The 12,948-nt window shown below is 68.2% G+C and carries 11 protein-coding genes; 5 read left to right on the plus strand and 6 right to left on the minus strand.

The window, feature by feature from the left end; all coding sequences use genetic code 11:
* Positions 1-78 precede the first annotated feature (78 nt).
* From gluQRS to phaR, 3 genes are all read left to right on the plus strand, one after another.
* Complete coding sequence (gluQRS, locus tag AC13FN_RS13610; protein ID WP_482985014.1) at positions 79-999, plus strand: tRNA glutamyl-Q(34) synthetase GluQRS; 921 nt, start codon at positions 79-81, stop codon at positions 997-999.
* Between the two features lie 17 nt (positions 1,000-1,016).
* Complete coding sequence (gene phbB, locus AC13FN_RS13615; protein WP_010486596.1) at positions 1,017-1,757, plus strand: acetoacetyl-CoA reductase; 741 nt, start codon at positions 1,017-1,019, stop codon at positions 1,755-1,757.
* Positions 1,758-1,940: 183 nt separating this feature from the next.
* Positions 1,941-2,480 carry a polyhydroxyalkanoate synthesis repressor PhaR gene (gene phaR, locus AC13FN_RS13620; RefSeq protein ID WP_032130258.1) on the plus strand — a complete coding sequence of 180 codons (540 nt, stop codon included), beginning with the start codon at positions 1,941-1,943 and terminating at the stop codon, positions 2,478-2,480.
* A 74-nt stretch (positions 2,481-2,554) separates the two neighbouring features.
* On the opposite strand, the gene AC13FN_RS13625 is transcribed toward phaR, so the two are convergent.
* The 6 genes from AC13FN_RS13625 to AC13FN_RS13650 all read right to left on the minus strand — a co-directional run bounded on the left by AC13FN_RS13625 (position 2,555) and on the right by AC13FN_RS13650 (position 10,057).
* Complete coding sequence (locus AC13FN_RS13625; RefSeq protein WP_217013831.1) at positions 2,555-3,508, minus strand: TraB/GumN family protein; 954 nt, start codon at positions 3,506-3,508, stop codon at positions 2,555-2,557.
* A 1-nt stretch (position 3,509) separates the two neighbouring features.
* Positions 3,510-4,439 (minus strand): DUF1684 domain-containing protein, encoded by a 930-nt coding sequence (locus AC13FN_RS13630; RefSeq protein ID WP_482985013.1) that lies wholly within the window; start codon positions 4,437-4,439, stop codon positions 3,510-3,512.
* An 11-nt stretch (positions 4,440-4,450) separates the two neighbouring features.
* A complete protein-coding gene (gene mutL, locus AC13FN_RS13635; RefSeq protein WP_054172196.1) occupies positions 4,451-6,355 on the minus strand; it encodes a DNA mismatch repair endonuclease MutL in 1,905 nt (634 codons plus the stop codon).
* Positions 6,356-6,448: 93 nt separating this feature from the next.
* Positions 6,449-8,011 carry an N-acetylmuramoyl-L-alanine amidase gene (locus tag AC13FN_RS13640; RefSeq protein ID WP_054172197.1) on the minus strand — a complete coding sequence of 521 codons (1,563 nt, stop codon included), beginning with the start codon at positions 8,009-8,011 and terminating at the stop codon, positions 6,449-6,451.
* A gap of 82 nt (positions 8,012-8,093) precedes the next feature.
* Complete coding sequence (gene tsaE / locus AC13FN_RS13645; protein ID WP_049437404.1) at positions 8,094-8,576, minus strand: tRNA (adenosine(37)-N6)-threonylcarbamoyltransferase complex ATPase subunit type 1 TsaE; 483 nt, start codon at positions 8,574-8,576, stop codon at positions 8,094-8,096.
* On the minus strand, positions 8,573-10,057 hold the full coding sequence (locus tag AC13FN_RS13650) for an NAD(P)H-hydrate dehydratase (protein WP_482985012.1): 1,485 nt from the start codon (positions 10,055-10,057) through the stop codon (positions 8,573-8,575). Before AC13FN_RS13650 ends, tsaE begins: the two co-directional genes overlap by 4 nt.
* Positions 10,058-10,080: 23 nt before the next feature.
* Here AC13FN_RS13650 and queG point away from each other — a divergent pair, with 23 nt between their 5' ends.
* Entirely contained in the window at positions 10,081-11,151 is a 1,071-nt protein-coding gene (queG, locus tag AC13FN_RS13655) for a tRNA epoxyqueuosine(34) reductase QueG (RefSeq protein ID WP_054172199.1), read from the plus strand.
* Positions 11,152-11,195: 44 nt separating this feature from the next.
* Positions 11,196-12,527, plus strand: coding sequence for an exodeoxyribonuclease VII large subunit (xseA, locus tag AC13FN_RS13660; RefSeq protein ID WP_049437398.1), 1,332 nt, complete (start codon positions 11,196-11,198; stop codon positions 12,525-12,527).
* Positions 12,528-12,948: the final 421 nt, after the last annotated feature.

The following is a 12,948-nucleotide window of genomic DNA, read 5'->3' on the forward strand; positions in this document are numbered from 1 at the left end:
GGAAGGGGTCGATACCGGTCAATTTGCGGTGTGGTCAGCTTGAATTCAAGCGCCAACCTGACCGACGATTCAGCCAGCATGACCTCCCCCATTCCCTGCGGCCGCTTCGCGCCCTCGCCGACCGGCCTGCTCCACCCCGGATCCCTGCTCGCCGCCTTCGGCAGCTGGCTGCTCGCGCGCCATCACGGCGGCCTGTGGCGGCTGCGCATCGAAGACGTCGACCCGCCGCGCACCGTGCCCGGAGCCGCCGAGTCACAACTGCAGGCACTGGCGGCGTTCGGCCTGGTCCACGATGGCCCGATCTTCTGGCAGAGCGCGCGCGGCGAGGCCTACCAGGCTGCGCTGGATGTACTGCTGGCCAGCGAGCAGGCCTTTGTCTGCCATTGCAGCCGCAGCGACCTGGCCGCCAGCGGCGGCATCCACCATCACTGCGTCGCCCGGCAACCGCGACCGGACCCCGCCGTCCGCTTCCGCGTGCAACCGGGCAGCATGGTGCACTTCGACGATGGCCTGCGTGGCCCGCAGCAGCAGGACGTGCATGCCGACGTCGGCGACTTCGTGTTGCGCCGCGCCGATCGCTGCTGGGCCTACCAGTTGGCGGTGGTGGTCGATGACGCTGCGCAGGGGGTGACCGAAGTGGTGCGCGGCGCCGACCTGCTCGACTCCACGGCACGGCAGATCCTGCTGCAGCAGGCACTGGGGCTGGCGGTGCCGCGCTACTGGCACCTGCCGCTGCTGCTCAATGCCCCGGGCCACAAGCTGTCCAAGTCGCTGGCGGCGCTGCCGGTGGACAGTTCGCGCCCGCTGCCCGTGCTGCGCCGGCTCTGGCAACTGCTCGGCCAGGCACCTGAAGCGCTGGAACCTGCGCACGATCTGGACACGCTGCTGGCGGCCGCTCGGAATGCCTTCGACCCAGCGCGGCTGCCGCGTACCGACATCCTGCGGCCAGCCGGCGCACTTTCCGCGCCGATGTTGCAGAATCACCCTTCCCCCACCTGATACCCGGACAGCACTCCATGACATCTCGCGTCGCACTGGTCACCGGCGGAACCGGCGGCATCGGTACCGCCATCTGCCAACGCCTGGCCGACCAGGGCCACCGGGTCGCCACCAACTACCGCGACGAGGCCAAGGCCCGCGCCTGGCAGCAGGCGATGACCGAACGCGGCTACAGCGTGTCGATCTTCCCGGGCGATGTCTCCGATCCGGGCAGCGCCGAAGCGCTGGTGCGGGCGGTCGAAGCCGCGCTGGGCCCGGTCGAGATCCTGGTCAACAACGCCGGCATCACCCGCGATACCACGTTCCATCGCATGCGCGCGGACCAGTGGCACGATGTGATCAATACCAACCTCAATTCGGTGTTCAACGTCACCCGTCCGGTCATCGAGGGCATGCGCCGCCGCGGCTGGGGCCGGGTCATCCAGATCAGCTCGATCAACGGCCTGAAGGGCCAGTACGGCCAGGCCAACTACGCGGCGGCCAAGGCCGGCATGCACGGTTTCACCATCTCGCTGGCGCGCGAGAACGCCGGCTTCGGCATTACCGTCAACACCATTTCGCCCGGCTACGTCGCCACCGACATGGTGATGGCGGTTCCGGAGGAAGTGCGCGCCAAGATCATCGCCGATATCCCCACCGGACGCCTCGGCAAGCCGGAGGAAATCGCCTACGGCGTCTCGTTCCTGGTTGCCGACGAAGCCTCGTGGATCACCGGTAGCAACCTGGACATCAACGGCGGCCACCATATGGGTTGGTAAGCCGCGCAGCGGGCCCTTTCGGCGAACGCCGCCGGCCCCTGCCAAGAGTCATGCTGCGCAGCACGCAAACCCTTGTTGCGCAACATGATCGCCGCCGAAAGCCAAGCCTGGCGGGGGCTGAGGCGGTTGCAACGGCTGCTGCACTGCGCCATGCTGCGCGTCTACTGTGACGAGTACCGCTTCATGGCTGCGACCCGCATCATCAAGAAGTATCCGAACCGCCGTCTCTACGACACCGAGATCTCCAGCTACATCACCATCGAGGACGTGCGCCAGCTGATCCTGGACGGTGAAGACTTCGAAGTCCGCGACGCAAAGAGCGGCGACGACCTCACGCGATCGGTCCTGCTGCAGATCATTGCCGACCAGGAACAGGACGGCGAACCGATGCTGTCCACCCAGCTGCTGAGCCAGCTGATCCGCTTCTACGGCGATTCCCTGCAGGGCTTCATGGGCAATTACCTGGAGCGCAGCATGCAGGTCTTCCTCGACCAGCAGCAGCAGTTCCGCCAGCAGATGGGCAACCTGCTGGGCCAGACCCCGTGGGCGATGATGAACCAGCTGACCGAGCGCAACCTGGAGCTGTGGCAGGAATTCCAGCGCAACATGGGCACGGGCTTCGGCGGCCCGCGCCCGGGCGGCACCGGAACGGGAACCGGCGCAGGTACCGGCAACAAGCCGAACGAACCGGGCACCGGCACCGGCGGCAAGACCCGCCGCTGAGCTGCAGCAACGGTTGATACGAAAACGGCGCGCCCCCTGGCGCGCCGTTTTGCTTGAATCGCGTCAGCGATACATCAGCGTTTCGCCTTGCACCCCGTGCATACACGCTCGACCTTGTAACCCTTCGCCTTCAGCTTCTCGACCACGCCGTCGTTGCCCAGCAGGTGCAGCGTGCCCACCACCACCAGCGTGCCGCCCTGCCCGGCCTGCAGGTACGGCAGCAGCTTCGGCACCCAGGCGTCATTGCGGCCGGTATTGATGCGCTGGTAAAGCTGCGGATACTGCTGGCGCATTTCCGCCGCCATCCTGGTCCACAGCAGGCGCTCGTCACCCCGGCGCCAAGCATCATGCAGCTGGCGCGCCTGCTCGTCGGCCTTGCCAGCCTGGTCCAGCGCTTCGGCCAGCATCTGCCGCTGTTCCTGCAGCGTCATTCCGTCGAGCATGCCGATCTGGGTGTCGATGTCTTCCAGTCCCGCGGTCTTGCGCCCGGTCTTCTGCGCACGCTCCATGAAGTGACGGTCCAGACCCAGTGCGGGGTCCAGGCCCAGCTTCTGCATCTGCCCGACCGAAATGCTCAGGCCGACAAACCACGGCTTCATGCCCTGCATCTGCGCCAGTGGCAGCTTGTTCTCGGTGGCGAACACCTGCAGCTTCTGCCAGGTCGCAGCATCCAGATCACGCTTGAGTTCGCTGCCATCGGTGCGGACCGCTGCCTGCACCATGCGGCTGGCCAGCTGTGGCGACTGCATGTCTTCCGGCGACAGTTCGAACACGACCCGCTGCGAGGCCTCGAACGCCTGTTCGACATCGGGCGACAACGGGTAGTCCTGCGGCTTCAGCAGGTGGAAGGAACCGAGCAGGTAGAGGCGCGAGTCGCCTGGTCCAGTCACTTTCCACAGCAACGGCACCGGCGGCTTGGCCGCCGCTTCGCCAGCGCTGTCGGCTTGCGCGGTACGCGCTGCAACCAGTGGTGCCAGCGCACAGGCCGTCAATACAACGGCGGTACGCAACAGGGATCTGATCGGCATCTCAGCCTTCTCCTTCAGGCAGGTGGTAAGCCTTCTCGCCCGCTTCCACGCGCAGGTCCAGCCGGTTTTCCGGCGGCGCCAACGGGCAGGTCGCGTAGGCGGTGAACGCACACGGCGGGTTGTAGGCATGGTTGAAATCGATGCGCACCGTGCCATCGGCTGCCGGCGCATCGGTGTCCAGGTAACGCCCGGCCGGATAGCTGCCGCGGCCACTGGTGCGATCGGCAAAGATGAGGAACAGTGGCTGCCCCGGCGCACCGATCGCCTCCAGCCGCCAGCTGCGGCCATCCCGCTGGAACTCGACTGCGCCGGCATTGGGCATTTCGGTGGTCAGGCCAGTGATATCGACGATCGGCAGGGTTTTGCCCGGCGGGTGCGCGATGAAGCGCGCCTGTACTTGCCAGTCAGGACCACCCGGCCAGTACTCCAGTCCTCCAAAATCTCGGCGTGCCGGCGCGTCGGCATGCTTGACCCGCAGCGCATCGCGCGGGCCGCGGCGGATGATGCTGAGCTGCCCCTTGCCACCATCGAAGGCCAGCAGCGTCGGCTGCGGATCCTTGTCCGTGTCGACACGGATGCGGCCGCGCACCGGCTGCCCGTCATGGCTGACGTCAACGCCGGCCTCAGGCGTGAACCACCATTGGCTGCCTTCGCGGCGCAGCAGGCCCAGCTTGTCCGGCCCGACCGCCAGGCGGATGCCATTGGTCGTGCCGCTTCCGACGAAGTGCGATTTGTTCTGCAGCCAATGCAGGCCGACCAGCGCTGTCCAACCGTCCGGCCGGGTCAGGTCCTGGTAGCGAGCTACCCGCCACTGCTGCTGCGTGGCCGCATAAACCGGATCTTCAGTAACCGTCGGCGCCGGCGGTGTCGCCGGACTGCAGGCGGCCAACACCAAAGCGGCCAGCAGGCCGCCCATTCCCCGATAACGCATCGATGCTCCCCTCAACGTCCGCGCAGGAACCAGCGGTCGATCTCCGCCAGCGAAAAACGGGCCCAGGTTGGCCGGCCGTGGTTGCACTGGCCCGACCGTTCGGTGATTTCCATGTCGCGCAGCAGCGCGTTCATTTCCGGCACGGTCAGCCGTCGGTTGGCACGCACCGCGCCATGGCAGGCCATGGTCGACAGCAGCTCATCGCGTGCACTCGCCACGCGCCGGCTCTGGCCGTGTTCGCGCAGGTCGGTCAGCACGTCGCGCAGCAGGCCTTCCGGTTCGGCATGCGCCAGCAGCGCCGGAATGCTGCGCACGTGCAGCGCACCGGGGCCGGCACGGGTCACTTCGAAGCCGAGTGCGGCCAGGGTTTCACTTTCACTCTCGGCGGTGTCGGCTTCGCGCTCGCCCACCGCGAGCGTGATCGGCACCAGGAGCGGCTGCGACTGCAGGCCGATGCCATCGTGCGCGTTCTTCAGCCGCTCGTAGCCGATGCGCTCGTGCGCCGCGTGCATGTCGACCACGATCAGGCCTTCGGCGTTCTCGGCCAGGATGTAGATGCCATGCAGCTGCGCGATCGCGTAGCCCAGCGGCGGCACGCCTGCGTCGGCACGGGTGACCGGCAGTCCGTTCTCGGTCGGCATCGGCGGCAGCGCAGCACCGCGCTCGGCGCCGGCCGGTGCGGCATACAGCGCGGCATAGGCAGCCGGAGCATCGGCCACCTGCAGCCCCAGCGGTTGCTGCGGGCGCCAGCCAGAGAATCCACCACCGCCGCCACTCGAACCGGCACCCGGTGCGGCACCGCGGACCAGACCGAAACCGGAGGCGCCTGCGCTCGATGCCATCGGTGCGGCACCGGCGTCCACCTGATGCACGGGACCAACACCGATGTCCTGCGCCGACATGCCGGCACGGGTATCGGCCAGCGCATCCTTCAGCGTGCGGTAGACAAAATCATGCACCAGCCGCGAATCACGGAAACGCACCTCGTGCTTGGCCGGGTGCACGTTGACATCAACGCGGGTCGGGTCGAGCTCAAGGAACAGCACATAGGCCGGCTGGCGGCCGTGGTACAGCACATCGCCGTAAGCCATCTTCACCGCATGGGCGACACTGCGGTCGCGCACCGAACGGCCGTTGACGTACAGGTACTGCTGGTCGGCACTGGCGCGCGAATAATGCGGCTGCGCGATCCAGCCGTGCAGGCGCAGGCCGGCACCACTGTGGTCGACGCGCACGGCCTGGTTGGCGAAATCCTCGCCCAGCGTTTCGGCCAATCGCGCATCGGAATACAGATCGCCCGGCTTGTAGCGGCGCGAGGCCTTGCCGTTGTGCGACACGCGCAGTTCGACATCCGGCCGTGCCAGCGCCAGCGAACGCAGCCATTCTTCGATATGGCCCAGCTCGGTGCGCTCGGCGCGCAGGAACTTGCGCCGCGCCGGTACGTTGTAGAACAGCTCGCGCACTTCCACCGTGGTGCCAGGCGCATGCGCGCGCGGGGTCACTTCACCGATCTTGCCGCCTTCGATCTGCAGCGCCGAACCGTGTTCGTCATGTGCGCGACGCGAGGACAGGGTGAAACGGCTGACCGAGGCGATCGACGGCAGCGCTTCACCCCGGAAGCCGAGCGTGGCCACCGATTCGAGGTCGTCCAGATCGGCGATCTTGCTGGTGGCGTGGCGCGATACCGCCAGCGGCAGCTGTTCCGGTGCGATGCCACTGCCGTTGTCGCGGATGCGGATCAGGCGTACACCGCCCTCTTCAAGATCGATATCAACGCGGCTGGCACCGGCGTCGATCGCGTTCTCGACCAGCTCCTTGACCACCGACGCGGGACGTTCGACCACTTCGCCGGCGGCGATCTGGTTGATCAGGATCTCCGGCAACGGCCGGATCGGGCGCGGGCCGGGCGCGCTCATGGGAGAGGAATGGCAGCAGACTTCATGGGTTGATGATAGCGGAGCCACACGTCCGCCGGGCATCGCCCGGCGCTACCCGGCGCGTGGAACGGGTTACTTGCTTCCGCCGGCCATGGTGCCGGCTGCATCGATCTCGGCCTGGGCGCGGGCGGCGTACAGCGTCCCCGGCGGCGGCTGGCGGCTGAAGAAGGTATGCACACCGTCCAGCACCGCACCGGCGATCTTGCGCTGGTAGGCCGGGTCGATCAGGCGGCGTTCTTCATCCGGGTTGGAGATGAACGCGGTTTCCACCAGCATCGCCGGCATGTCCGAGGTGCGCAGCACCGCGAAGTTGGCGCGCTCGATGTTCGGCTTGTGGTTGTTACCGATCCGCTTCAGGCCGCCCAGCACGTGGCCGGCCGCGTCCTCGGACGCCTTCATGTAGCCGCTCTGGGCCAGGTCCAGCAGGACGTTGGCAAGCGTGCCTTCGGTCTGCTGCAGGCGCACGCCACCGACCAGGTCAGCCGCGTTTTCCTTGTCCGCCAGCCAGCGGGCGCGCTGCGAAGAAGCACCCTTGGTCGACAGCACGTACACCGACGAACCGGTGGCCGAACGGTTTTCGGCCGCGTCGGCATGGATCGAAATGAAGATGTCGGCCTTGTTCGCACGTGCCTTCTGCGCGCGCATCGGCAGCGGGATGAACACGTCGCTGTCGCGGGTCAGGTACGCCTTCAGGCCCGGCGTCGCATTGACCTGGCGGGCAAGCTCACGCGCCACCGCCAGGGTGACATCCTTTTCGCGCTTGCCGGTCGGGCCGATCGCGCCCGGATCCTGGCCGCCGTGGCCCGGATCGATGGCCACCACCAGATGGCGCATGCCGGCCTGCATGCGAATGCGCGACGCATCGCTGGGCATGGCCGGGCGCGGCGGTTCCACCGGCGTCGGTGCCGGTGCGGGCACCGTGGCCGGTGGCGTGGTCACCACCGCTGCGGTGCGCTGCCCAGCCAGGATCGCGGCCGGCGAAGAAGAAGGCGAGCTGCTGGCCACGGTACCGGCCGCCGCGACCTGGGCCGGTGCAGTGGACGGCGCCGGGGTGGGCGTGGCCGGCGCGGCGGCAGTGGCACTGGCCTGCTGGCGCACCTGGGCAGTCAGCAGCGCGGTGGCACGCGCGGCATCGGAACGCGACTGCGCGCTCTCCGCCGGCGTCGGTGCGGGCGTGCTGACCGGTGCCTGCGGCTGCACCGCCGGCGTCGCTGCCGGACGGCTGGCGGCCACGGCCGGGCCATCGCCCGGCCATTCGATCACCAGCTTGGATTCATTGCCCTCGCGCTGCATCTGCGGGCGGAACGGCGCCACCGATTCAGCGAGGTCGAAAACGACACGGAAGGTGCCCGGCACCGGCTGTCCGGTACGCACCGCCGTAACCACGCCCTGCGCGGCCGGCATCTTCAGGTTGCGTATGGCGCTGGAGTCCGGGAAATCGACCACCAGGCGGTTCGGTCCGGCCAGCGACAGGGTTTTGTAACCGCCACTGCCTACCAGCGAGATTTCGGCACGGGTGCCGGTGGCGCCGGTATTCAGCAGGACCTGGCGGACTTCACCGGCCCACGCACTGACGCTCGCCAGACCCAGTCCGACGGCGGCACAGATAGCGATGAGACGGTTCCCCGGGCGCATGGCTCAGGATTCAATCACCGCGCTGAACGGAATGCAACACCTTTTTCCTTAATAATCCGTAACCTGCCGGTCTTTGTTCTCGTCAGCCGACAGAAATGGCCTGCAAGTCACCCCCTTGGGGAAGCCGTTTCAGCCATTCATGTCCGACGTCGCTGGCGCCAGTGAGGCGGACGCGACGCCCCTGCCCCTCGATCTCCAGCGCCACCACCAGGTCGGTCGGCGGCAGCGCGCCAGCGCCGCGTTCCGGCCATTCCACCAGCCACAACACCGCGCTGCCTTCGTCCAGGCCCAGGAAATCGAGTTCGCCGGCCTGGCCGATCCGGTACAGGTCCAGATGCCAGGCCTCGCCACCGCTGGCCAGCGGATAGCGCTCGACCAGGGTATAGGTCGGGCTGCGGATCGCGCCCTGCACGCCCAGCGCGCGCAGCAGTGCACGGGCCGTGGTGGATTTGCCGGCGCCCAGGTCGCCGCGCAGTTCGACCTGCGCCTGCGGCGGCCGGGTGGCCGCCAGCCATTGCCCGAGCAGTTCAGTGGCATCGCTGTCGGCAAGGAAGAAATCGATCATCGAGAGAGTTCCGGGTTGGCCAGTCGCCGCAACGGCGACAGCAGATCAGTAGGAAGCAGGCCGCGCGCGCCATCGGCGGCCGCGGCGTCGCCCGCGAGCGCATGCAGCAGTGCACCAGCGGCGGCAGCGTCGAAGGCGGCCAGCCCCTGCGCGCGCAGGCTGGCAATGATGCCGGTGAGCAGGTCGCCCATGCCTCCCACGGCCATGCCGGGATTGCCTGCAGCGATCAGCCGTGGCGCCTGCCCGGGTGCCGTCACGATGCTGCCTGCGCCCTTCAGCACCACCACGGCGTGGAAGCGTTCGGCCAACGCCTGTGCACAGCGGTAGCGATCGGCCTGGATGTCAGCGGTACTGCAGCCGAGCAGGCGCGCGGCCTCGCCCGGATGTGGCGTAAGGATGGCGTCGGGCAGCGCGCGCGGATCCTGCGCCAGCAGGTTCAGTGCATCGGCATCGACCACCAGCGGTTTGGCGCTGGCCAGCACCCGCGCAAACAGCGCGCGCCCCCATTCGTCCTGGCCCAGGCCCGGCCCGATCGCCACCACCCTGGCCTTGTCCAGCAGCGCCGGCAGCACATCGCCGTCTTCCAGCGCATGGGTCATCGCCTCCGGCAGGCGCGCCAGCAACGGGCCGACGTGATCGCGGCGGGTACCCAGGCTCAGCAATCCCGCGCCCGCACGCAACGCGGCCTCGGCCGCCATGGCGATGGCACCGCCGCTGCCATGGTTGCCGCCAACACACAGCACGTGCCCGGATTCGCCCTTGTGGGTGTTGGCGCGGCGCGGCGGCAGCAGTGCCGGCAGGCGGGCCTGGGTCCAGTGCTCCACGGCGGGTGACACGCCCTGCCATGCGGCCGCGGGCAGCTGCAGCGGCGCCAGCGCCTTCTGGCCGCAATGATCCAGCGCGTCGCCGGTATACAGCCCGCGATGCGGCACGATGAACTGCAGGGTCAAAGCGGCCTTCACGGCCACGCCCGGTACGGCACCGCGGTCGGCATCGACGCCACTGGGCACGTCCAGCGCCAATACCGGTGCCGCCTGCGCGTTGAGCGCGACAATCAGCGCCTGCGTCACGCCTTCCGGCGCGCGATCGAAGCCCAGACCGAACAGGGCATCGACCCAGATATCGGCCTCGGGCAGCACGCCGGCGAAATCGGTGATGGTGCCGCCGCCGGACCTGAATTCCGATGCTGCACGCTGTGCCAGCACGGTTGACGGCGACTTCCCCGGCAAGGCGACCACCATCACCTCACGCCCGGCCTGCAGCGCGTGACGGGCCAGCACATGGCCATCGCCACCGTTGTTGCCCGCACCGACCACCACGCCGATCCGCCGCGCCTGCGGCCAGTGCTGCAGCAGGCACTGCCAGGCGGCCTGGCCGGCCTGCGCCATCAGGCCCCAGCCGCCCTCGGCAGCCAGTGCCGAGGCCTGCGCATCAAGCGCACGCGCGGCAGCGGAATCGAACAGATTGGCAAGGTTGGCCATGCAGGGATTTTATACTGGTGCACATGTCCCCTGCCCCCACCCCTGTCGATCCGGCCCAGGCCGTGCAGCGCATCCGCGAACTGGCCCGTGCGCATGGCTTCCAGCGCTGCGGCATCGCCGGCATCGAGCTGGGCGAGGATGAAGCGCACCTGGCCGACTGGCTGGGCCAGGGCCTGTACGGCACGATGGACTGGATGGCGCGCCACGGCACCCTGCGCGCGCGCCCGGCGGAGCTGCTGCCCGGCACCATACGGGTGATCTCGGTGGGCATGGACTACAGCCACAAGGACGACACCGAAGCCTGGGCGACCCTGGCCGACCCGGGACGTGCATACGTGGCCCGCTACGCGCTGGGCCGCGACTACCACAAGCTGATGCGCAACCGCCTGCAGAAGCTGGCCACGCAGATCAACGATGAAGTGGCACCGCTGGGCTACCGCGTGTTCGTCGATTCGGCCCCCGTGCTGGAACGCGCACTGGCGCGCAATGCCGGTCTCGGCTGGATCGGCAAGCACACCTGCCTGATCGATCGTCATGGCGGCTCATGGTTCTTCATCGGCGAGATCTACATCGATATCCCGCTACCGATCGATGCCCCGGCCACTGCACATTGCGGTACCTGCACGCGCTGCATCGATGTCTGCCCGACCCAGGCCATCACCGGCCCGCAGCGTCTGGATGCACGACGCTGTATCTCCTACCTGACCATCGAGCACGACGGCGCCATTCCCGAAGAGATGCGCCCGTTGATCGGCAACCGCATCTACGGCTGTGACGACTGCCAGCTGGTCTGCCCCTGGAACAAGTTCGCCAAGCGCACCGACGAAGCCGACTTCCGCGCACGCAACAACCTCGACACTGCTCGTTTGGACCAGCTGTTCGCCTGGGATGAAGCCGAGTTCCTGCACCGTACCGAAGGCAGCCCGATCCGGCGCAGCGGCCATGAGCGCTGGCTGCGCAACATCGCCGTGGCGCTGGGCAATGCACCGTCCTCGGCCGAAGCGCTGGCTGCACTGCAGACCCGCGTCGATGATCCCTCGCCGCTGGTGCGTGAACACGTGCAGTGGGCGCTGGGCCAGCACACGGTGCGCTGACGTGCGATCCTGAGCCCCCGTTCCGCCCGCAGCACGCCGTTCCCATGCAGCCACGCAACAACGACATCCTCACTCCCAGCCAGCTCAACACCCTGGCCCGCGACCTGCTGGAAGGCAGCTTCCCGGCGATCTGGGTCGAGGCCGAGCTGGGCAGCGTGGCGCGTCCTTCTTCCGGGCACCTGTATTTCACCCTGAAGGACGCACGTGCACAGCTGCGCGCGGCGATGTTCCGGATGAAGGCGCAGTACCTGAAGTTCGTGCCGCGCGAAGGCATGCGCGTGCTGGTGCGCGGCAAGGTGACCCTGTATGACGCCCGTGGCGAGTACCAGATGGTGCTGGACCACATGGAGGAAGCCGGCGAAGGCGCATTGCGCCGCGCCTTCGAAGAGCTGAAGGCACGCCTGGAGGCCGAGGGCCTGTTCGACCCGGCGCGAAAGCGGCCGATGCCGGCGCACGTGCAGCGCCTGGCGGTGATCACCTCGCCCACCGGCGCCGCCGTGCGCGATGTACTGAGCGTGCTGGCCCGCCGCTTCCCGCTGCTGGAAGTGGACCTGCTGCCGACCCTGGTGCAGGGCAGCAGCGCCGCTGCACAGATCACCCGCCTGCTGGAGGCCGCCGATGCCAGTGGTCGCTACGACGTGATCCTGCTGACCCGCGGCGGCGGTTCGCTGGAAGACCTGTGGGCCTTCAACGATGAAGCACTGGCCCGTGCGATCGCCGCCAGCCGCACCCCGGTGGTGTCGGCGGTTGGCCACGAAACCGACTTCAGCCTGAGCGACTTCGCCGCCGACCTGCGCGCGCCGACACCATCGGTGGCCGCCGAACTGCTGGTGCCGGACCAGCGCGAACTGGCGCTGCGCCTGCGCCGCACGGCGGCACGCATGGTGCAGTTGCAGCGGCACACAATGCAGCAGGCCATGCAGCGCGCCGATCGCGCGCTGCTGCGCCTCAACGCACAGAGCCCGCAGGCCAGGCTGGATCTGCTGCGTCGCCGCCAGCTGGACCTGGGCCGGCGCCTGCATGCCGCGTTCAACCAGCAGCAGGAACGCCGTGCCGCACGCCTGCGCCATGCAGCGGCGGTGTTGCGCGGGCACCATCCGCAGCGCCAGCTCGACGCGATGCAGCGCCGCCTCGCCGCCCTGCGTGGGCGTCCGCAGGCTGCAATGCAGCGCCTGCTGGAACGCGATGCACTGCGCCTGCGCGGGCTGGCGCGTTCGCTGGAAGCGGTCAGCCCGCTGGCGACCGTGGCCCGTGGCTACAGCATCCTGACCCGCAGTGACGATGGCACCCTGGTACGGAAGGTCGACCAGGTGCAGCCTGGCGATGCGCTGCAGGCGCGCGTCGGCGACGGCGTGATCGACGTGCAGGTCAAGTAGAGGGTTGTTCGGCAGGGCTGCGCCCTGCACCTGCAGAAGCAAATGCAACAGCCGAAGCAACAGCGAAAGCGGCTCTGGATTGCTGATAGCTTGGCGGGGTGGTGTGGCTGTGCAGGACACGCCGTAAACCCATCCCTGGGGGCTCGATGGCGCCATCCATGGCGCCAACGGTCCTGCACAGCCACACCGCCCCACCCCCGACAGTTTCCCGATGACGGTCGGTAGATCCACGCCATGCGTGGATGAATCTCTTTCAGATATCGAATCAATTCGGGGTCAGATCCGTTTTCCTGCGGAAAACGGATCTGACCCCAAGCGCCATTCCGGCAGATCGCGGACATCTGTCGAAGGCGGGGTGGGTCCGGTTGCGGGAGTGTCCGCGGCCTGGGTTGCCCGGGCCACCCCCCCAGGGCGGGGTTTA

It is taken from the genome of Stenotrophomonas sp. 115C5 (genome assembly GCF_056861055.1).

Excerpts from the sequence above, each read along its gene's own strand:
- gluQRS (WP_482985014.1), top strand. The coding sequence starts at position 79 with ATGACCTCCCCCATTCCCTGCGGCCGCTTCGCGCCCTCGCCGACCGGC.
- phbB (WP_010486596.1), top strand. The coding sequence starts at position 1,017 with ATGACATCTCGCGTCGCACTGGTCACCGGCGGAACCGGCGGCATCGGT.
- phaR (WP_032130258.1), top strand. The coding sequence starts at position 1,941 with ATGGCTGCGACCCGCATCATCAAGAAGTATCCGAACCGCCGTCTCTAC.
- AC13FN_RS13625 (WP_217013831.1), bottom strand. The coding sequence starts at position 3,508 with ATGCCGATCAGATCCCTGTTGCGTACCGCCGTTGTATTGACGGCCTGT.
- AC13FN_RS13630 (WP_482985013.1), bottom strand. The coding sequence starts at position 4,439 with ATGCGTTATCGGGGAATGGGCGGCCTGCTGGCCGCTTTGGTGTTGGCC.
- mutL (WP_054172196.1), bottom strand. The coding sequence starts at position 6,355 with ATGAGCGCGCCCGGCCCGCGCCCGATCCGGCCGTTGCCGGAGATCCTG.
- AC13FN_RS13640 (WP_054172197.1), bottom strand. The coding sequence starts at position 8,011 with ATGCGCCCGGGGAACCGTCTCATCGCTATCTGTGCCGCCGTCGGACTG.
- tsaE (WP_049437404.1), bottom strand. The coding sequence starts at position 8,576 with ATGATCGATTTCTTCCTTGCCGACAGCGATGCCACTGAACTGCTCGGG.
- AC13FN_RS13650 (WP_482985012.1), bottom strand. The coding sequence starts at position 10,057 with ATGGCCAACCTTGCCAATCTGTTCGATTCCGCTGCCGCGCGTGCGCTT.
- queG (WP_054172199.1), top strand. The coding sequence starts at position 10,081 with ATGTCCCCTGCCCCCACCCCTGTCGATCCGGCCCAGGCCGTGCAGCGC.
- xseA (WP_049437398.1), top strand. The coding sequence starts at position 11,196 with ATGCAGCCACGCAACAACGACATCCTCACTCCCAGCCAGCTCAACACC.